Below are 20,819 nucleotides of genomic sequence, written 5' to 3' on the forward strand. Positions count from 1 at the left end.
ATGTTGTTACAAAGAACGTCACTAGAACGCATTAAATCCTCTAATTTTAAGTACTATCTAATTATTGGCTTAACTCTTGCAATCGGCATTTTCCTGCGATTTTTCCTTTTGCCAGATAAGAGTTTATGGCTGGATGAGGGTGCTAGTTTATATTATTCTGACGGCACGAGCATTCAAGATATTATTGCCACGATTGTTAATACAGATACGGGCGATCGCTTTCAGCCGTTTTATTATTTAGTATTACACTTTTGGCGACAATTATTCGGTAGTAGCGAATTTGCCGTTCGCTCCCTTTCTGCTTTACTAGGAATTGGCACAATCGTTGTTTTGTCTACTACTGCATGGCAACTTTACGGGAGGAAACACGCTCTATGGTTAACGCTCTTTTTATCGTTTAGTGCTTACGGAGTTTATTACAGCCAGCAAACGAGAGCGTATACTTTACTCTTATTTTTAGCATCTCTACAATTATATTTTCTCAGTCAAATCTTACCGCAAAAAAATGTTAGAGGTACGGCGATCGCGCAGATGCTGTTTTGTCTCACTACAGCAGTCGGTCTTTTCTGTAGCATTTTTATTGGAATTTATACTCTCGCTCTGTGTATCGCTCACCTGCTAGTTTCTCAAAATATTAAGCGGTGGCTGCAATGGTGGCTACCTGTAGCAATTGCCTGTGTACCTGCGGCATTATTTTATCTAGCTTCCCCTGTAGCCACCGATCCGACAAAAGTTCACGTCACGCCATCGAATCAATCAGTTATTCAGAATATAGCTTTTGTTTTCTACGGCTTATTAGTTGGAGAAACTTACGGTCCACCAATCGAACAGATGCGTGGTGGCGATCGCCTGCAACTCATTTTCAATTATTTACCTGTTTTATTACTGTTTGGATTAGTTGCTGGTATTATTGTTATCGGACTTGTCAGAGGCTTAAAAGCGCGATCGCCAGAATATAAACAATATCGTCCAATTGATAATTTTTTTCTGACTACCTTTGTATCTGCTTTTATCATCGCACTTGCCTTTGCAATTGTGACAAAATTTAATTGGCTACCTCGACACTCTTTTTATATTTATATTCCCCTATCGTTTCTATTACCAATAGTACTTAGGTTTAGTCCTAGAAAAAAAACCTGGGAAAACTTATATCGTCTCGCTTTTATAGTGTTACTATTACTCAACTTATATGCAAACTACAACTACTATTTTGAACCTAGATATCAGCGGGAAAACTACCGAGAAATTGCCCAATATCTAAGCAAGAATAATAGCCAAGATACCAAATCCGTACTGCTGTACGGCGTGCCTTATTTACTACCTTATTATGGCGATACTTTAACAATAGATGGCTTAGGACTCGATACAACTAAGTTAGCAGCAGAAGTCAGTCGCGTTACTAAAAATGCAAACACAGCAATTATTGCAATTAGCGACCAAGCTTTTTGGGAAAAGAAAAGAAATTTTGATTTAGAAAGCTCAATGGCTAAGTCTTACAAACTAGAATCTCATCTGCAACTGACTAATTTTGATATCTATCATTACGTGAAGAAGTAGTTTTTGGTCAAAGGGAACGGAAGCGAGAGGTGAGAGGCTTTTAAATTGTGACTTGCGACTTCTCCCTTGTTCCCTTGAAAGCCACAGCCTTGCTGGAAATTTCAAGATATTCAAAATATTTTATCAATTTAATAAGAAAAACTTTACACAACAATAAATCGATATTTGGCTATTCAGTAATTTCTTTCAGTCGGAAATTGATAAATTTTTATAAATATCAATACATCACAAATTGGCTATTTTGTAATTTAGATATTTATGGTTATATTTTCGACTCGTTTCGTAAACTAAGCGATCGATACAACCACTATAACGAAAGGGTTGCAAGCTAAATCACCTACTTAGTATTTTCGTTTGCCAGAAATAAAACTTCGCTTTAGCTGCATAAATACTGCACAAAAAAAATTTTTTTCTTGACTCTACACCGATCGAAATGGTTTATTAATACGGTGCGTCAAGAGATAGCTTTTTGTTTTTTCGGCAATCAATAGCTCATCAACAACTGCTATCTCCTCTTGAAATTGAATCAAAAGGAAATATTTACATGCAACAAAACCTTCGGTTGCGTAACTGGAAGGACAAAGTTTTGCTGGCTTTTAGTGCCTTGATGATAGTATGTTGCCCCACAGCAGCACTAGCCGATCCTCCTGCTGGTAACTGGCAGCTCAAGTTTAGCGACGACTTCAACGGTTCTGGATTAGATACTGGTAAGTGGACTCCCTGTTTTTATTGGGCTCCCAATGGGTGTACGAATGGCGGCGCTGGCGATTTGCAATGGTTTAGCCCGAATAATGTATCAGTAGGAGGTGGAATCTTACGTTTGCGTGCAGAGCGAAAGCCGTCTAACGGTTTAAACTACACTTCTGGAATGATTGCATCTCACGATAAGTTTGCTTTTCAGTACGGTTACGTGGAGTTTCGCGCTAAAGTGCCTAAAGGCAATGGTTTCTGGCCCACACTATGGTTGTTATCGCAAAACAAAAACTGGCCCCCAGAAATAGATGTTGCCGAATTTGTGGGTTCTAATACAAACAATGTCCACATGACGATCCACTATAAAAACGGTAGTGGCGCTCACGAATCATCATCTGGCTGGTGGGGTGGAATTGATTTTTCTGGCGGCTATCATACATATGGCTTGTTATGGGAAGCAGATAAACTTGTTTGGTACGTGGATGGTGTCGAACGGCGGCGTTACACCAATAGTGGCAATATTCCCGACGAAGCAATGTACGTTACAGCAACTCTTGCTCTCGGCAAAGCGTGGACGAATAGCCCTCCCGACAACTCTACGCCTTTACCAAACAATCTAGAAATCGATCATATTAAAGTTTGGCAACGCAATTAGATTGTCATTGGTCATTAGTAGTTGAGTGGTAATTGGTAATTGGTAATTGGTAATTGGTCGCTAGTCACTGATAACTGGTCACTGATAACTGGTCACTGGTCACTGATAACTGGTCACTGGTCACTGTCAACTGACTTACCATTCCCACTACAATAGAAAACGCAGAGCTTTGATTTTCCTTGTGTGGACAAGCCTTCAAATTTGTTACTTAAGCTCAGTCGGCGTTTATTTGACGATTCAACAGCACAAGAGCAATTTATTCAAGCCTTAACTCAGCCGCAATCTTTTCCTACCTGCATTATCTGGTGTCGGCAAAAGCCTGAATCTTTACCATTTGCAGTAACAACTGCAATTACATGGCAACCTGCTTTTGTAGATTGCGTATCACCTGGTGAAAAACCAGGAAAGTTTCCTTTACATGAGGACGGTTATTACTATTGCTTAGATTTTTCCTCAGTATTTGCTGCTTCAACCTTGCTAGCTATCTCTGAACCAATTTCCACTATTTTAGATATGTGTGCTGCACCAGGAGGAAAAGGAATTTTTGCCTGGAAAGCATTGCAGCCAGAGTTACTGATAAGTAATGAAGTGATTGGTAAGCGTCTGGGAATGCTAATTTCTAACTTAAAACGTTGTCAAATTAGCCCTACTGCTGTGACAAATATCGATCCGCAGATTTGGACTCAGCGCTTACCTCATACTTGCAGTCTTGCAATTGTTGATGCTCCTTGTACCGGGCAATCTTTACTAGCTAAAGGAGATAAAGCATTAGGATGTTTTCATCCGACTTTAATTCATAAAAATGCTAGCAGACAAAAAAGAATTCTTGCTAACTCTGCTCAAGTTGTTGCTCCGCAAGGCTATCTCGCCTACATGACTTGCACTTATTCAATCGAAGAAAACGAGCAAGTGTGCGAGTGGTTTTTAGCTAGATTTCCACAATTTCAACCTGTGAGTATTTCTCATTTAGAGCGCTACCAATCTCATTTAACCACTATTCCTTGTTATCGTCTATTCCCTCAAGATGGTATGGGTGCTGGAGCTTTCACTGCCTTGTTTCAAAATCAGGAAAACATGAGTCAAGCATCATTAAATAAACAACTATTAAATTTAGAAATGTTGCGACAACAACAGATCGCTCCTAAATTTATTAGCTAAATTTTTCTGTAATGATGGTCTGCATTGATTTTCCCGCTGCCGACCAGTTAAGACGAGTTTCATATTCGTGAAATGAACTATATGCTAGTTGTTTGTATTGAGCGTAGTTAGTAAATAAATGGGCTACGTACTCACAATAGTCTTTAACATCAGCATCTAAGGCAAATAGTTTTCCATTCACATTATCTTGAATAATACTAGGAATCCCGCCAACTTTAGTTGTCAGACAAGGAACTCCAAATGAATTAGCCTCGCAAAGCACATTTCCATAAGTCTCGGCTCTAGAGGGTAAAATTAAAAAGTGAGAGTCAGAAATTAATTGATTTAAGCGATCGCTACCTTCTGGATCGGATTTTTTGATAAACCCAACATTAACCACGTAATCTGGTAACGGTTCGTCAGTTATAGGTTGACAACCAACAACTGTTAACTCGACATCGATACCTAGTTGTTTGAGTTTTTTAGCAACTTTTAAAGCTATATCTCCTCCTTTACGATACCAACTGACTCCGAGAAACAATAACTTACATCGCTCTGCTGTTCTTGCTTCTACTAAGTTTTGAATGTCGTCAATCGTGCGATCGCATTCTATGTTAGCTCCATATGGTACGATTTCAACCTTACTGCGATCGATTTGATAGCTATTCATTGCTGCTTCCGCCGCCCAAGTGGAGGGGAAAACCGCCAGTTGCACTTTACTGAGGGCAAGTCGATCGAGCGTTACGAGATTATCGATCGTTTCTTGACAAAGGTTGCTAAAATCATCGTAAAAGTCAATGCAAGCTCCATAAGTATTTGTCGTCCATAAAACAATCGGTTGCTGGCATTCTACATAGGCGATCGTAGAAATATCTGGACAAACAACTAATTGAGAGTTACTGTTAGATAACTTGGTGTTAATTTGTCGAGCGTAATTCTTTTGTAAATCGAGCGCAGCCCAATCGTAATACGCTTTGGTAGACAAATATTTATACAAACGTCTTTTGAATTTAGTCCTTAGAGAATGCCGTTCTGTTAACGGACCAATATATTCAAAATTAGTAAACCGCTCTTTGAGTGCTTCAGCTTTGTAATAACTCGTGCCACTAAACCCGATTGCTTTTGGATGCCACTTATTGCTGTTAAAAATATCATAATGAGTCACAAAAGCTATGTTCATATTCAGTGAAGCTCAGCAAAATCTAGCAAATTATAACAGAACTTGCTCAAAAAACTAGGCTTACTAGATTAAATCCATAATTAACTTTTTTGCTTCCTTGGCTGCCACATTCCAGTTAAGCCGAATTTCGTACTCATAAAAAGAAGAATTGGCTAAGGCTTTATACCGCTCGTAATGCTCGAATAAATGAGTTACGTAAGTGCAGTACTCGGAGATATCTGTATCTAGCTCGACGACTTTTCCATTCACATCATCTTTAACAATTGTTTTGATTCCACCTACATTTGTAGTTAAACAGGGAACGCCAAAAGAGTTAGCTTCAATTAAAACATGAGGAGCGCAATCAGCGCGGGTAGGTAGGATCAGAAAATGCGAATCAGCTAAAATTCGATCGAGTGCAGTTCGACCATCTGCTGTTGATTTGTTAATATAGCCAATAACTGTAACGTAATCCGGTAAGATTTCCGACTCAGGCGGATGACATCCTACTACAGTTAATTCTGTTGGTAAACCAGCCTCATTTAATGCTTTGGTTACTGCTAAAGCTACATCTCCACCCTTACGCAACCATTCCACAGCAAAAAATAACAGCTTGCAAGTTTTGTTATTCCTCGCTTCCACGATATTATTCACATCATTAAGGCTGCGATCGCATTCTATATTTGCACCCCAAGGAATGACTCTGACCTTTGATGGTTCGACACCGTAAGCGTCAATTGCAGTTTGAGCCGCCCAGTCAGATGTATAGATAATCATCTCACAGCGATCGAGTGCTGCTTTTTCCATTGCCGTAATATTATGAAAGTTTTCTCGACAGAGATTACTGAGATAAGGATAAAAGTTTATCAGTGAATAAAGCGTCGCATCAGACCACAAAACTATCGGCAGATCGGAGTCAAGATATGAAATTGGCAGAGAATTTTCTGGACATAAGATGGCATCTGACTTGAATGGCGACATTTTCTGTAGGGCTTGATTGGCATAATTGCGCAAAACAGCAGGATCGGTCCAGTGATAGTATTGCTTTTTCAGCACAGAAGTATATATTCGCCGTTTTATTCTAGTCGATAGGGTATTTTTTGCCTCTAAAGGTCCCACCAAATCGAGTTTTACGTTTTGTTCTTCCAAAGTCCGTGCTAGGAAATAGCCTGCTGCACATAAACCTGATTGGTACTTCGGCCACTTTGCCTGGTTCAGGACATCATATGTAGTGAGGTAAGCTATTTTCATGACTTCAGGTATAAGTGGCTGTAAGGTTTAAATTGTCTGAATAGCTGAATCGTAGAACCACCAACTGTGTTTGGTACGAACGGATGTTTAAACGGTAAAAGCAGATACCACAGCGTGCATCGTTTGCTAAAGTTGCGATCGCGCTCGGTTGTTGAGTATTTGCTAAACAGTGTAGGAGTCTGTAACTTACACTTGTTATGATGTTTGGTTCGGGAACATACTAACAAACATCAAGCCCCATAACCAACTCACAACACCAGAGATTTCGGTCTCAACGCTGCTTTCAACTGCGTGCTAAATGCAATACTGCTACAATTGCCATTCTTGAGAAGCAATCGAAAATGCCGGAGCAGAAAAAGTCTTGCATGTTAAAACCAGATTATGTATTGAATTTGACGATTCTTCGCAAACAAGCTACTCTCCGAATTGTCCCATGCTAGCATTATCAGTCATTCAAACTACTTAGTGATGAAGCAGACACGATCTATTGACGCTTGTTGACTTTTTCGGTTAAAAAAAGTTCCCTTATCGTTGCTACCTCAGTTTTTATCCATAAGACCATATTATGTATTTCAATATTTGGCAATGCGAATGTTTACGCAAAATACCTCAATCTAGGTATGTCGAGAGGAAGACGATATTATGTGCTATCTGTAGCTAGCATGAGAACGAAATATAGTTTGAGGACACTTAAGTAATATAAGACCCAGCCACGATACTTGCTGCGGAGCTTTTTTCACTGTAAGTTCAGTCCTATTCTCTGTCAGCAATCTCTACGTGAGAGCGAACACGTAAATTGTCATTCTGATACACGAAACAAACAACGCGCTCTGTTTTGACGGTAACCCTGCATTACAAATTTGTACCTGAAGTATCTCGGGTCGAGAAGGAAGAAATTGTTCGTTTTGATACTTGTTTTTTGTCAGTACAACCAGAACGGCGCTGACAACATTCACAAATACCACCAACTTACATATAAACTACTGAGTTACGACATATTTCTATGAAATTGTTATCCCTTGAGGTGTTATTAAATAAACAAATATAAAGTTTTCCCAAGGGTTGACAACTAGATTGCACACCTAATAGTATACTATGGCAATTTCATGGCATGATTATCGGAATGATAGGAGAAATAAACTGGCTACTCAATATGTTTTGGATTGCAATGTCGGTAGATACAGCTATAACTAGTTGGTGTAACTGGTCAGTAGATCGTCAAGTGATAGTCTCAGTTTAAGGCTCGATTGAGGAGCTAATAAATCAATGCGGAAAGTTAATCTACTAAACTTGGATTTTGACAATTTAAGTATCAAAGAACTACTGAGGCAGCTAAAGTCAGGGGTTGTGTTTACGCCTAATGTAGATCATCTGATGAAGTTACAATGCGATCGCGAGTTTTTGCGAGCTTACGAAATAGCTGACTACAAACTATGTGATAGTCAAATATTGGTCTATGCCTCGCGATTTTTGGGTACGCCAATTAAGGAAAAAATTTCTGGTTCAGATTTTTTTCCTGCCTTCTGTACCTATCACAGAAACAATGAAAAAATCAAGATTTTCTTACTAGGTGGACAAAAAGAGACTGCGGTTAAGGCACAAGAAAAGCTCAATAAAAAAATAGGTAGAAATATAGTAGTTGCTGCTCATTCTCCCTCTTTGGGGTTTGACCGTAATGAACTAGAATGCGCAGAAATAGTTGAAATGATTAATCGCTCGGGAGCTACAGTATTAGCAATCGGGGTGGGAGCGCCAAAACAAGAAAAATGGATTTATCAGTATCGAAACAAGCTACCTAAGATTGATTTTTTTTTGGCTGTAGGTGCAACAATTGATTTTGAAGCAGGAAATGTCAAGCGAGCGCCGAAATGGATGAGCGAAGTAGGCTTTGAATGGTTGTATAGACTTTTGCTAGAACCTCATAGATTGTGGAAAAGATATTTAGTAGAAGATCTACCCTTCTTCTGGTTAATTATCAAGCAAAAGTTTAACATGTATACAATTCCCCATAGAGAGAAGCGGGTCTATAAGTCAGGTAATTAATAGGATGAGATAATCTGTCTGATGACTTTGGTTAAATTTGGTTGAAAGCTTTGTAGAGACACGATATTTCGCGCCTCTACGATGAGCTAGCAACCTCACTGAAGAGAGATTTTCCTACTTCTCACTCATCACTTCTGCGGTCATTTTGGAGTCAATTTGATATAGTCAAATGCTAGCTTATAACTGCTGCTTTGAGCATTTTTATCCACTACGGTAAATTTAAAAGATTTGTTACCAGAGGCATCAAAGGTAATGTTGCCTAAATCTAGCTCCACGTAATCAGAAGATGAAGCATAGAGATCTTGAGGATTACCGCAGTTAGTACCACCAATCGACAGTTGAAATTTGCCTCTATTGTGATATCGTTTGACTCCAACCCTGACATTAAAAGTTCTGGCTTCTGGTACGTTGACTGTATAAGTGACAGAATCACCTACTTTATTCGAGTCAAGCATCGTTCCCATGTGATTGCTTAACTTAGCGTCTGCTTTGGCGTTCCCTAAAAATATTACATGAGCCAGGTTAGATTTAGCTGCTACTTTCAATCCTTCAGTTTCAGAAATTATCGGTGTGACTGCGCGTGTTGAGGGACTATCTTTGTGTCGCCACACCTTAATGTAATCGACGTTGGAGTAACTGGGAAACGGAGTTGTCTCATCTGGTGGGGTATTAATCCAAGCCTTACCAAGGGCAAATGTTGCCATCACATACATTGCTTCCGCAGAAATGTGTTCTGTAGCCGTGTAGCGCCGCCGTTCCATACCATCGATATACCAAATGATTTCTTTAGGATTCCATTCCACTGCATATGTATGGTAGTCGGCAGAAAAATCAGCCCCGGTATATGCCCAAGGAGAGCTTTGGTGCTTGCTAGTCGGAGTGGAATAGTGGTAGGTCATATGCATGTTGTTGGGTTGGCTACCCAAATACTCAGCGATATCAATTTCTGGAGGCCACGCTCTACGTTGAGAAGCTAGCCAAAAGGTTGTCCAAAAACCCCGACCGTTAGGCATTTTTGCTCGCATTTCGGCATAACCATACTGAAAAGCAAACTTATCGTGCGAGGAAATCATTCCAGAGGTATATTCATAGCCATTCATTTTGCGTTTCTGGGCTCTCAAACGAAGAATGCCATTGTTTACAAATACATCATCTGGTTGATACCACTGCACGTCTCCACTACCACCATTCGTACAGCCATTATTCCCCCACCAATAACAAGTACTCCATTTCTTTTTGTCGAGTTGCGTACCATTAAAATCATCGCTGAACACAAGCGCCCAACCATCGCCAACAGGGTCAGCTAAGACAGTAGTAGGACTGCACAGTACAGCTATGAGGCTCAATCCTTGCAGAATTTTTTTAGTATATTTAAGAAGATGAGGATATCGCTTCACAATATTTTTCCTATGAATAATTAGGGCGATGGTGGAATCTCAAGTGAATTCCAGATAGGTAAGTTATTTGCTGAAAAAAATTTGCACGAGCCAACCTATACTTCAAGCGAAATAGCTGAAGTTAGATAGTCGAAAGCTGGCATGTCAAATTTATGAAGATACTTGCGTAGCTATGGCTATTCGCTCAAGCACATAAATTAGAACAATAAATGTACAGATAGCTATTAATAAAAGGCTGTTTATTGCCACATAATCTATCAATTGATAGATCGATTTGAATACTTTCTGTTAGTTTGTGCTAGATGTTTTAATTGCCCAAACGCTTTAGCGTCAGCAATCTATATATAAATTTAACAATTTCTTTATTGTGGCTCAATCGAGATTTCACGGAAAATTGTTAATAGAGAGTTTTTACTGAGAGGTGATATGAAATTTTATTGATTCTTTAAAAACTTTTGGCAAAGTGGTACTCCGCAATACCAAATTCACGTAATTTTTAAAAGAAACTTGCTAGCAACAAAGATTTACTTACATACTTGTAGTAAAAACAACAAATAATTCAATATAAAATAAACATTTAATAGTGATAAGAAATCTGCGATCGCACCTGAAAATACGCACGACGTTCTTATATGTAGTAATATTACTGACAAAGACGAACTCATAGTGAGTGAGTAGCTAATGGCTAGTAGCTCAACTGACAACCAACCCTAGCCCCTCTCGCTCAATCTTCATTCCTTAACTGCCATGCTGCGCCAAACGCTGCACCTGCACCCGCAATTAAACCCGTACTCATGCCTTGTAAAGTTTTCATGACAGAATTTTGAGTCAAACAGTCGCTGGTGACATTGTTAGCTTGCAAACACTGTTTACTTTCCGCCCAGCTTGACGTACCCCCCAAAATCACACCGGCTGCGCTACAGGAAACAATCAGAAGAGTCAGACGCTTTGTTTTTCTATCCATAGATAGATGCTAATTTTTTCTAGTAGATTATTTTTCTCCACTATCTTACTTGCTTGGCGGCTAGATGCAACAGCGAATTTACAGAAAACCGACAGATGGAGGAAAATGCCCAGCAAAAATTCATCCTACTGGCGATCGCCAGTAGAGCGATTTTCAATTGGGTAAACCAGATCTGTAGGGGCGCACGGCTGTGCGCCCCTACAAATGTCACGTACGCAATCGAGAATTGCTATGAGGTTAAATAACAACTAGATCTTTCCTGAATAAGGTAATATTGAATTATTTAATGTAAAACAATTAATGGGTACAAAACACCTCGGCACACAACAGGAGGTTTTCGCCTTAGATACGCTAGTCAAGTTAGTTCGAGCAGCAGAATCGGTATCGAATCGGATTCATCGCCATTTGCTCGATGTAGATTTGACCGTAAGTCAGTTTGGGGTGCTAGAAGCACTTTATCACCTGGGACCTCTCCATCAGCGAGATTTAGCCGAGAAACTGCTCAAAAGCGGTGGTAACATGACTTTAGTGATCGACAACTTAGAAAAGCGGCAGTTGGTAAGACGGGAAAGAGAAGTCGGCGATCGCCGTTGCATTAAAGTACATTTAACAGAAAAAGGCAAGCACCTAATTAGTGAAATCTTTCCGACGCACGTTGCTGCTGTCGTGGAAGAGATGAGCGTTCTCACCCCAACAGAGCAAACAGAGTTGGGACGCATGTGCAAACGGCTAGGATTAGGAGCGAGAGATATTCCTGCGAGTAGGAGTATCCCCAGCCCCTAGTTTCTTGTTTTGAGATTGTTGAATAGCAAACAGTCTTTCTGGGCAGAGCAGTTAGAATAGAAATAGATAGAGCATAAGTTTGCCCTAATCGACGTATAAAGTTCTTTGAACTCTCCCAAAGCTAGGTTTTGAACATTTTTTATGGAATCAAGTAGTAGTAATTCTGCCAACCCTGGTGAGAAATCACCCCCCAGGTTGGCAGAAATTGTAGGAACGGCGATCGCGGTATTGACGCTCATCGTACCTCTACTGGCGATCGCTCACTACTCGTCAAATGACGTGCAGCTAGAGCAGCCCCTTTCCTATTCGCTACAAAGGACAGATAAATAAGAGTGGCTAGTGGCTAGAGAATTTTAAAATTCTTACTACACCTCACATTTTTGATTTACTGGTCACTGGTAACAGGTCACTGGTCACTGTTCCAAGCCGTCCATATTAGCCTAAAATGCTACAGGTAAAGCGATCGCGCATCGATCGCTATTAGCTGTCATCTTGGAGAATTATTGTGGACTTATCCCGCATTCCGGCTCAACCAAAGCCAGGTTTAATTAACGTTTTGATTGAAATTGCTGCTGGCAGCAAAAATAAGTACGAATACGACAAGGATCTGCAAGCTTTTGCTTTAGACAGAGTGTTATATTCCTCAGTGCAGTATCCCTACGATTATGGTTTTGTGCCGAATACCTTGGCTGATGATGGCGATCCGTTGGATGGGATGGTATTGATGGACGAACCAACTTTTCCAGGCTGCGTCATCGCCGCCAGACCAATTGGGATGTTAGAAATGATTGATGGTGGCGATCGCGATGAAAAAATTCTCTGCGTCCCCGATAAAGACCCGCGTTACGCAAACGTCAAATCTCTCAACGATATTGCGCCTCACCGTTTAGACGAAATTGCCGAATTCTTCCGCAGCTATAAAAATTTAGAAAAGAAGGTCACGGAAATTCGCGGCTGGCAAGATGTCGATCGCGTTATGCCTTTAGTAGAACAGTGTGTCAAAGCTGGTAGCGAAAAAGGTCGCGATTCAGACTCAGAAACTGTTTAACTTCCTAAATGTAGAGACGTTCGTGTAACGTCTCTATACTTAACCCAATTCCCGCCCATGCAACGCACATTTCTCCTCGCCAAAATCCACAATTGCACCCTAACGGGGGCAAATCTTAACTACGTAGGTAGTATTAGTATCGATCGCGCTTTGTTAAATGCTGCTGGGATATTACCCTACGAACAAGTGCAAGTCGTCAACGTAAATAATGGTGAAAGATTAATTACTTATGCGATCGCCGCACCACCAAACTCTGGAAAAGTTGAGTTAAACGGTGCTGCGGCAAGATTAGGGATAAGTGGCGATCGGGTGATTATTATGACCTACGCTCAATTAACTCCAGCAGAACTAGAAACTTTTTGTCCTACAGTTGTTTTAGTAGATAGTAAAAATCGATTGTTAGAAGTACGCCGCTACGACGATCTATTATTAGCTCAAGTTTAGTTTTAGCAGAATTATTTTACTGAGCGATCGCGCTAAGTTGTGAAGAATTCACTTTGCTGCTTCGCACCTCAGTATAAAATTTCTTGATGTATACCTATTTAAAACTGCATTGATATTTTGTGATTTATGTATAAGATGACTTTCTTTCCGATCGCGCTTTAGGTAGACTCATAAAGTCAGAAGATTTACACCAATTAGGGCGATCGCGGTTCTGGTGCGGTGAGGCGATCGAACAGGGAAATAGTAAGGGCATGGAGTTATGAAGAAACTAATCAAAGGGCTGCGGGATTTCAAGACTAACTACTTTTCTACCCACACGGAACTGTTTGAACAGCTTGCCCACGGACAAAAACCGAGGGTTTTATTTATCAGTTGTTCCGATTCGCGCGTCGATCCTAACTTGATTACCCAAACAGAAATTGGAGAATTATTTGTCATCCGCAACGCTGGAAATATTATCCCACCCTATGGAGCAGCCAATGGTGGCGAAGGCGCAGCGGTAGAATATGCAATTCATGCTTTGGGAATTGAGCAAATTGTGGTCTGCGGACACTCCCACTGCGGTGCGATGAAAGGACTGTTGCAATTGGATAAACTTCAGGAAGAAATGCCCTTAGTTTACGATTGGCTAAAGCACGCTGAAGCTACTAGGCGACTGATTAAAGAAAACTATAAGTCTTATCAAACAGAAGAGTTATTAGAAATTGCGATCGCAGAAAATGTTTTAACCCAGATTGAAAACCTCAGAACTTATCCCGTCGTCCATTCGAGAATGTATCAAGGCAAGCTGAAAATCTACGGCTGGATCTATCACCTGGAAACTGGAGAAGTTTTGGCGTACGATCCTGACAGCCATTCCTACGTCCATCCTCAATCCCAACTTGGCGAATACGATCCTCTAGATGGACCAGTAGCAGGCGAGTTTACAGTTAGTAACGCTCCTCCTCCTCCCATCGCCTGCGATTTCCCTCATCGCCAGCACTACGAAGTTGTCAGTAATGGAGACAATGGAGGTTTGCAGGGGTCTTCATCTATATCGTGGCTGTCTTCAGAACAAGCAGAGCGAATTTATCGGGGATCTAATGGTAGGAAATGATCTATGGTGGGCAATGCCCACCCTACTAACAAATGATAAATGACAAATGACAAACGACATTTTTATAGTTGACTGTAGGAGCGATCGCGAACTTGAATTGACTCAATTGCTTGAATTATTCGCGTCAATTGTTGTGCCACTTCTCCACTGGCAAACATCGCCTCTGCTTGAGTGATTCCCGCACTAATATCGGCACAAATACCAGCACGCCATAAATAAAACCCGCCATTCCAAATCGCAGATTGCATCATTTCTGAGGGTTTCCCTTGCAAAACCGATCGCATATCTGCTACTAAATGTTCGGTCGGATCGCAAGGGACATTGTGACTGCTAAAACCATAATCGCGGGGTGAAAGGTGCAGGCGATCGATCGCAATTAACCCCGATTCATCGGTTGTGTCGGGTGTAGATAAACCAATAATATTCGTCCGTTCGCGGGGGAGATCGCAACTCCCCTCTAATCCTTTGACTGTCGTAAAGTTGTTTGTACCGCGTAAAGACAAGGCAACTTGAAACATATGTTCCGTGGGAGGATGGACGTATCCCGCCACAATCTGCGCCGCTCCTGCATAGGGACACCACATCAATTCCATCGTGGCAAAAGGCGGACGCTTGCCAATTTGATCGCGGTATTCAAATATTTTTTGAGCTAAAGGAAAATGTTGGGGTAAATAGACAAATCCCAAACCTGTATTCTCAAAAACTTGCTGAGTTTGGTCTAGAGATAACTCAGTCCAATCAACTCCTAACCCTTGCCAGATCTCTACCAGTGGCACGCCGTATTTAGTCGGCATTCGATCGCTACCGTGCATAATCATCGCTTGCCCCGCAGCCGTCAGCAATAGGGCAGTGAGAGGACTAATTGGCGCAGTGCGATCGCGTCCATCGTAGGGAATGCCCAAAACCATCACCGGAGTAGAGCTACCAATAGGTTGTAGTTTTGGTCCCAGTTCGTCGTAAACATCTAACATGCCTGCCAGTTCTGCCCCTGTAGGACGTTTAATCCGGTGGGCAATCAAAAACGCACCAATCTGAGCAGGGGTTGCTTCTCTCAACAACATCATTCGGGTTGCTGCGGCTGCTTCCGTGCGAGTTAAGTCCTCTTTTGTATGATTACCGCTTCCCACTTTCCGCAGTAAATCCCTAAATGCGTTGCTCATGATGTAATTGCTCGATCGAAATTCTCAAAATTCCAGTTCCTTTGCACTGCTGAATGTTAAGGAACGCTGCCAAGAGAGTGAGTAGTAGGTAGAAGTGGCTAGTGGCTAGTGGCTAGTGGCTAGAATTACTTGCTCTGCCGCTCTACCCCTCTGTCCCTCTGCTTCCTTGTCTCCCTTGTCTCCCTTGTCCCCCTTGTCTCCTTCGTTCCCCCACGTCTCTTCTTCTACACTCAGTTTAGGTGGTACGAGTTCTCGCACCAGTTGCCAAAAATATTGAATCGGTGGAATGCTGAGTCGATCTTGACTTGTTACCATCACGACTTGGCGCGATAAGCTAGACCCTGGCGCAAGAGAACCATTGCTGTCAGTGTTAGCAATTGGACGAACGGCAAGGGTAGGATCGAGACGCGATTCTACCAGGGCAGACTGCGGCAATAAGGCGATCAGTTCTCCTTGTCGCGCTACTCCGCGAAAGGCATCGAGAGTATTCACTTCCAGCACGGCTTGGAGCGTAGCACCCAGGCGATCGAAACGCTCTTGGACTAAACGCTGCATCCCATAACCGTCTTTAAATACAACTTGAGGGTAGCGGATGAGTTCCAACCAGGGAATCTGTTCGTATTGTGCCAACGGATGATTTGCTCCCACCAAAACCTCAATGGGTTCATCGTATAGCACTTCCGTCACCATTTCTGGGCTGGTAGTTAAAAAACGATTATTCATGACGATCGCCAGATCTACCAATCCATCCTTGAGGACTTTTAAAGCGCGATCGCTACCCAACGCTGTAACGCGCAGTTGGACATCGGGATAATTGCGACAGAATTTTTGCAGTACCGGAGGCAAATAATGGGCGCATAAAGAATGGATTGCCGCAACACACAACTCCGGTTGTTTTCCCGCCATCAAATCTGCCAACTCCTCCGTAACGTAGCGCCATTCCTGGCAGATTTTACGGGCACGGGGCAACAGTCGCTCTCCTGCCAACGTCAGCTTAGCCTGTGCTGTCCGATGAAATAGCTGAACTTCTAGGTCGGCTTCCAAGGCTTGAATTTGCCTGCTGATTGTCGATTGGGTAACTCCACATTTGCGAGCTGCTTGCTGAAAGCTACCTGATTCCGCGATCGCCAAAAAGGCTTGCAACTGTTCTAGCCGCATGATGATGTAGCCTGAATTACATTTAAGGCATCAATCTAAATTAACCGATCTCGGCTCCAGGTTTAGTAGAACTTGATACAGCTCAACAGCGATCGGTGAGCGGTGGGTTCAGCTTTCTGTTTGGGCGATGCTGTTGATTTGAGCATGGCAGTTGTTAGGTAACTGCGGGTTAGCGGGCGATCGCGCTGACTTTGATGCAGAAGTATGCCAATGTAAATATTGCATAAAGCTGCAACCAAAATAATAAGTGGTATTTCTATTCATTTTCTAAAAGTTAAAGAGATCGAGTAAAATGCCTAGTTTTTATACTTTGTACCTTCACTATTAGAAGGGCAAGTTTTTTTAACTAACCTCAGTATTAATACGAAAAAATTTATTAATTTTTTGTGAGTTCTTCTCACGACTCGCTACGCACCAATCTTCACTGAGAACTGTCAACTGTCAACTATCAACTGTCAACCATTTCTAACAACTGTGCTTCGCTTAGTATTGCAATTCCCAGTTTTTGCGCCTTGTCTAATTTAGAACCAGCTTCTTCGCCAACGACAAGGTAATCTGTTTTCTTGCTCACTGAATCCGTTACCTTACCTCCAGCCTTCTGAATCAATTCTTTTGCCTCATCCCGCTTCAGTGTGGGTAAAGTCCCAGTAATAACAAAAGTTTTACCCCCTAGTGGTAAGGATGCATCGTTTTGTCGAGCCGTTTCTTCAACCGCTTCCCCACCTAACTGCAAACCAGCTGCTTGCAGTCGAGCAATTAAAGACTGATTTGCTGGAATGCGGAACCAATCGTAGACCGAATGAGCAATTTCTGCCCCAATTCCGTAAACTGATTCAATATCTGTGGTTTTTGCTGCTGCTAACTGCTCGACTGTAAAAAACTTTTGGGTCAATACCTGAGCGTTGACGCTACCTACATGACGAATACCCAAACCATATAATACCCGCGACCAAGGTTTAGTTTTAGAAGCGGCGATCGCCTGCACCAATTTTTCCGCTGACTTCTGCCCCATGCGTTCTAACTGCATTAGTTTTTCAGCATCCAGATTGTAGAGATCGGCAACAGAATGAACCACACCGCGATCGACTAATTGATGGACTAGCTTTTCCCCCATGCCATTAATATCTAAAGCATCTCGACTCACCCAGTGTTCCAAAGCTCCCTTGAGAATTGACGGACAGGAAGCATTGACGCAGCGCGTAACTGCCCCTTCTTTGATAACGGGTTGGCTACATGTCGGACAATGGGTAGGCATTTGAAAAGGTTGGGTTCCGGCGGGGCGAAGTTCTAGCAACACCCGCACGACTTCAGGTATTATTTCCCCAGCCTTACGGACAATTGCCGTATCGCCGACGCGGATATCCAATTGAGCCACGCGATCGCTATTATGTAAAGTCGCGCGAGAAACCGTCGTTCCTGCCAACTGCACTGGACGCATAATTGCCATCGGAGTCAACGCCCCCGTTCTCCCTACATTCACCGCAATTTCTTCGACGCGGGTAGGGGCTTCCTCGGCTGCATATTTCAAGGCGATCGCCCAACGGGGAAACTTTTGTGTAAATCCCAATTGCTCCTGGAGGGGTAGAGAATTTATCTTCACCACTACCCCATCTGTCATGTAAGGTAAATTTAACCGTTCGGTATCCCAATAGCGATAATATTCAGCAACTTCCTGCACTGTAGGACATAACTTGCGATGGGGATTCACCTTAAACCCCATCTGCTGTAATAACTCTAAAGCTTCCCATTGAGTTTGGTAGACACTCGCATCATCTCTACCAGCAACGTGTAACGTATAAGCAAAAAAATCCAATCGCCGTTTATCGACAATGCGAGGATCGAGTTGGCGCAACGTCCCCGCCGCCGCATTACGCGGATTAGCAAATGGTGGTTCGCCCTTTTGCGATCGCTCTTGATTGATTTGCTCGAATACATCTAGGGGTAAAAATGCCTCTCCTCTCACTTCTACCTTTGTAGGAGGATTGTCCACCTGCAACCGCAAAGGAATCGCACGAATTGTTTTGACATTTTGGGTAATATCTTCACCCATCACGCCATCACCCCTAGTTACCCCCCGCACGAGTAACCCATTTTCATAAGTTAAGGCGATCGCCGAACCATCGATTTTGAGTTCGCATACGTATTCTTGTAGAGGTGTTGCATGCAACGTCTCTATAGGAGCATTCCGCCGCCACCGTTGTTCCCATGCCTTCAATTCGTCAATGTTAAAAGCATTTTCCAGACTGTAAAGTGGGATGTTATGACGCACTGAGAAGAATTGGGTAGCGGGTTTTTCTCCCACCCGTTGCGTTGGACTATCGGGCGTGATTAAGTGCGGATATTGGGTTTCAAGTTCCTGTAATTCCCGATACAGTTGGTCGTAAACCGAATCTTCCATTATCGGGTTGTCTAGAACGTAGTAAGCATAGCTAGCGTTTTGCAATAACTGCTGCAATTCCCGTACTCGCTGTTCCACCAACATCTCCTTCTACATCCCACTTAGCGTTCTTTTCTAGGTTACTGAGTTTCATCCATATCGTCGCCGCTATGGAGGACTAACGTTAGTTTATTTGTACTATTTTACGCAATAAACTGTGGAAAATCTCACTAAATCTTGATTGTTTTTCCTAACAAGTTTAAATAAAGCAAATTTAATTACGTAAATTGAATTCTATAAACACATAACCTAAAGATTGACTCGATCTGTTTATTTGATATTTATAAAAATTCTAAATCGTTCGCCAAAAATAAGTGGTTTTATCAAAGGCATTGCCCACCATGCATTGATATTCCACGCATTAAATAAAACTACTATATTTCAGAATATTAGTTATTTGAACTAATAAGAACAATTTTAATTTTTAGTTAAACAGGTCTTAATTATAAAACCGTATATTCACTAAGGTATAGCTAATTTAATGGTTGGTTGACTTATCAATTAGTTCTACTACAAATTCATCGCCAATTACCTATTACCAATTACCTATTACCATTTGAGGGATGAAAATATGTTGCGTCTTTCTCGCTTAATCGTGCTAGCATCAGCAGTTGTAGCACTAGTTGGTGCATATAAGGTGGATGCACAGCGATCGCCAGCCGATACATTAACAGGAAAACCGCCAATTGTTATCGGACACAGAGGTGCAAGCGGCTATCGTCCAGAGCATACTTTAGCAGCATATGAGTTAGCGATCGCGATGGGTGCTGACTATATCGAACCGGATTTGGTTTCTACTAAGGATGGCGTTCTAATTGCGCGGCATGAAAATGATATTACCGGGACAACAGATGTCAGCGATCGTCCTGAATTTGCCAAGCGCAAAACGACTAAAACCATTGACGGTATAGAATATACAGGATGGTTTACCGAAGATTTTACCTTAGCAGAAATTCAAACTCTTAGAGCTAAAGAACGCATACCCGAATTGCGTCCAGGTTCGGCACAATTTGACGGACTTTATGAAGTACCAACTTTGCAAGAAGTTATCGATCTAGCTAAACGCAAAAGTATTGAAACTGGCAGAGTTATCGGAATTTATCCCGAAACAAAACATCCTACTTATTTCGATTCTATCGATCTATCTTTGGAAGAACCTCTAGCCAAAGTCTTAAGACAGAATAATTTAGATGATGCTGACGATCCAGTATTCATTCAATCTTTTGAAACTGCAAATTTAAAGCAATTAAACAAATTAGTTGACGTGCCGTTGGTACAATTATTCGATGAAGCTGATGCCAAACCTTACGATTTTGTTGTCAGTGGCGATTCGCGTACCTATGGCGATCTAACATCTCCTGAAGAATTAGAAAAGATTACTGAATATGCAGATGGAATTGGACCTTTTAAAAGATTAATTATTCCCAGTGAATCTGTGGATGAAAATGGAGATGGCAAGCCAGATGATGTAAATGGCGACAGACAACTTAGCGAAGCTGATAGACGCTTGGCAGCAGAACCAACATCTTTAATAGATGACGCACACGCCGCAGGTTTACTCGTCCATCCGTATACTTTCCGCAACGAATCCTTCTTTTTAGCGATCGACTACGACAATAACCCAGAAGCCGAATACGAGCAATTTTATCGCTTGGGTGTAGATGGCTTATTTAGCGACAACCCAGATACCGCTTTTGTCGTCCGCAACCGTGTTGCTTGTGGAATGCAAAATCCGAAGTACAGCCAACAAAGTAGAAATCGCCGGGTTTGGAATTCTGGGGGTACGGGAAATTCTTGTTTGTAAAATGTCACGCAAAGACGCGAAGACGCTAAGCAT

The 20,819-nt window shown here is 41.9% G+C and carries 20 protein-coding genes; 10 read left to right on the plus strand and 10 right to left on the minus strand.

What is annotated here, in order from left to right; all coding sequences use genetic code 11:
- The 3 genes from M5J74_RS14595 to M5J74_RS14605 all read left to right on the plus strand — a co-directional run bounded on the left by M5J74_RS14595 (position 1) and on the right by M5J74_RS14605 (position 4,063).
- Positions 1–1,557: a glycosyltransferase family 39 protein gene (locus M5J74_RS14595; RefSeq protein WP_250017075.1), complete on the plus strand. Its 1,557-nt coding sequence runs from the start codon at positions 1–3 to the stop codon at positions 1,555–1,557.
- Positions 1,558–2,101: 544 nt separating this feature from the next.
- Positions 2,102–2,905 carry a family 16 glycosylhydrolase gene (locus M5J74_RS14600; protein ID WP_015154812.1) on the plus strand — a complete coding sequence of 268 codons (804 nt, stop codon included), beginning with the start codon at positions 2,102–2,104 and terminating at the stop codon, positions 2,903–2,905.
- A 183-nt stretch (positions 2,906–3,088) separates the two neighbouring features.
- Positions 3,089–4,063 carry an RsmB/NOP family class I SAM-dependent RNA methyltransferase gene (locus tag M5J74_RS14605; protein ID WP_015154813.1) on the plus strand — a complete coding sequence of 325 codons (975 nt, stop codon included), beginning with the start codon at positions 3,089–3,091 and terminating at the stop codon, positions 4,061–4,063.
- On the opposite strand, the gene M5J74_RS14610 is transcribed toward M5J74_RS14605, so the two are convergent.
- Together M5J74_RS14610 and M5J74_RS14615 are read right to left on the minus strand one after the other, a co-directional pair.
- A complete protein-coding gene (locus M5J74_RS14610) occupies positions 4,056–5,222 on the minus strand; it encodes a glycosyltransferase family 4 protein (protein WP_250017077.1) in 1,167 nt (388 codons plus the stop codon). The genes M5J74_RS14605 and M5J74_RS14610 overlap by 8 nt on opposite strands.
- A gap of 63 nt (positions 5,223–5,285) precedes the next feature.
- Complete coding sequence (locus tag M5J74_RS14615; protein WP_250017079.1) at positions 5,286–6,452, minus strand: glycosyltransferase family 4 protein; 1,167 nt, start codon at positions 6,450–6,452, stop codon at positions 5,286–5,288.
- 1,266 nt (positions 6,453–7,718) lie between these two features.
- Here M5J74_RS14615 and M5J74_RS14620 point away from each other — a divergent pair.
- Positions 7,719–8,495, plus strand: a complete 777-nt coding sequence (locus M5J74_RS14620) for a WecB/TagA/CpsF family glycosyltransferase (protein WP_015154816.1) — start codon at positions 7,719–7,721, stop codon at positions 8,493–8,495.
- Between the two features lie 140 nt (positions 8,496–8,635).
- Here the strand turns inward: M5J74_RS14620 and M5J74_RS14625 are convergent, their stop codons facing one another.
- The 3 genes from M5J74_RS14625 to M5J74_RS14635 all read right to left on the minus strand — a co-directional run bounded on the left by M5J74_RS14625 (position 8,636) and on the right by M5J74_RS14635 (position 11,067).
- Positions 8,636–9,892: a glycoside hydrolase family 16 protein gene (locus tag M5J74_RS14625; RefSeq protein WP_015154817.1), complete on the minus strand. Its 1,257-nt coding sequence runs from the start codon at positions 9,890–9,892 to the stop codon at positions 8,636–8,638.
- A 724-nt stretch (positions 9,893–10,616) separates the two neighbouring features.
- Positions 10,617–10,856, minus strand: a complete 240-nt coding sequence (locus tag M5J74_RS14630) for a hypothetical protein (protein WP_015154818.1) — start codon at positions 10,854–10,856, stop codon at positions 10,617–10,619.
- A gap of 40 nt (positions 10,857–10,896) precedes the next feature.
- Positions 10,897–11,067 (minus strand): hypothetical protein, encoded by a 171-nt coding sequence (locus tag M5J74_RS14635; RefSeq protein ID WP_158631889.1) that lies wholly within the window; start codon positions 11,065–11,067, stop codon positions 10,897–10,899.
- Positions 11,068–11,156: 89 nt separating this feature from the next.
- Here M5J74_RS14635 and M5J74_RS14640 point away from each other — a divergent pair, with 89 nt between their 5' ends.
- The 4 genes from M5J74_RS14640 (at position 11,157) to panD (ending at position 13,131) form a co-directional block, all read left to right on the plus strand.
- On the plus strand, positions 11,157–11,639 hold the full coding sequence (locus M5J74_RS14640; RefSeq protein WP_015154819.1) for a MarR family winged helix-turn-helix transcriptional regulator: 483 nt from the start codon (positions 11,157–11,159) through the stop codon (positions 11,637–11,639).
- Positions 11,640–11,780: 141 nt separating this feature from the next.
- Positions 11,781–11,969, plus strand: coding sequence for a hypothetical protein (locus M5J74_RS14645; RefSeq protein WP_015154820.1), 189 nt, complete (start codon positions 11,781–11,783; stop codon positions 11,967–11,969).
- Positions 11,970–12,144: 175 nt separating this feature from the next.
- Entirely contained in the window at positions 12,145–12,687 is a 543-nt protein-coding gene (locus M5J74_RS14650; RefSeq protein WP_015154821.1) for an inorganic diphosphatase, read from the plus strand.
- A gap of 57 nt (positions 12,688–12,744) precedes the next feature.
- A complete protein-coding gene (panD, locus tag M5J74_RS14655) occupies positions 12,745–13,131 on the plus strand; it encodes an aspartate 1-decarboxylase (RefSeq protein ID WP_015154822.1) in 387 nt (128 codons plus the stop codon).
- A 124-nt stretch (positions 13,132–13,255) separates the two neighbouring features.
- On the opposite strand, the gene M5J74_RS32745 is transcribed toward panD, so the two are convergent.
- On the minus strand, positions 13,256–13,384 hold the full coding sequence (locus M5J74_RS32745) for a hypothetical protein (RefSeq protein ID WP_256498793.1): 129 nt from the start codon (positions 13,382–13,384) through the stop codon (positions 13,256–13,258).
- 6 nt (positions 13,385–13,390) lie between these two features.
- On the opposite strand from M5J74_RS32745, the gene M5J74_RS14660 reads away from it, so the two are divergent.
- Positions 13,391–14,227: a carbonic anhydrase gene (locus M5J74_RS14660; protein WP_015154823.1), complete on the plus strand. Its 837-nt coding sequence runs from the start codon at positions 13,391–13,393 to the stop codon at positions 14,225–14,227.
- A gap of 62 nt (positions 14,228–14,289) precedes the next feature.
- Here the strand turns inward: M5J74_RS14660 and M5J74_RS14665 are convergent, their stop codons facing one another.
- From M5J74_RS14665 to ligA, 4 genes are all read right to left on the minus strand, one after another.
- Complete coding sequence (locus M5J74_RS14665) at positions 14,290–15,387, minus strand: anthranilate phosphoribosyltransferase family protein (RefSeq protein WP_015154824.1); 1,098 nt, start codon at positions 15,385–15,387, stop codon at positions 14,290–14,292.
- Positions 15,388–15,492: 105 nt separating this feature from the next.
- Positions 15,493–16,545 (minus strand): LysR family transcriptional regulator, encoded by a 1,053-nt coding sequence (locus M5J74_RS14670; protein ID WP_015154825.1) that lies wholly within the window; start codon positions 16,543–16,545, stop codon positions 15,493–15,495.
- A 108-nt stretch (positions 16,546–16,653) separates the two neighbouring features.
- The gene (locus tag M5J74_RS14675; RefSeq protein ID WP_158631888.1) at positions 16,654–16,809 is read right to left on the minus strand and encodes a hypothetical protein; all 156 of its coding nucleotides are present in this window, start codon (positions 16,807–16,809) and stop codon (positions 16,654–16,656) included.
- 184 nt (positions 16,810–16,993) lie between these two features.
- A complete protein-coding gene (ligA, locus tag M5J74_RS14680) occupies positions 16,994–19,021 on the minus strand; it encodes an NAD-dependent DNA ligase LigA (RefSeq protein WP_250017083.1) in 2,028 nt (675 codons plus the stop codon).
- Positions 19,022–19,553: 532 nt separating this feature from the next.
- Here ligA and M5J74_RS14685 point away from each other — a divergent pair.
- On the plus strand, positions 19,554–20,786 hold the full coding sequence (locus M5J74_RS14685) for a glycerophosphodiester phosphodiesterase (protein WP_250017084.1): 1,233 nt from the start codon (positions 19,554–19,556) through the stop codon (positions 20,784–20,786).
- The last annotated feature ends 33 nt before the right edge of the window (positions 20,787–20,819 follow it).

The organism is Chroococcidiopsis sp. CCNUC1 (assembly GCF_023546805.1).
GTDB lineage: Bacteria > Cyanobacteriota > Cyanobacteriia > Cyanobacteriales > Chroococcidiopsidaceae > Chroococcidiopsis > Chroococcidiopsis thermalis.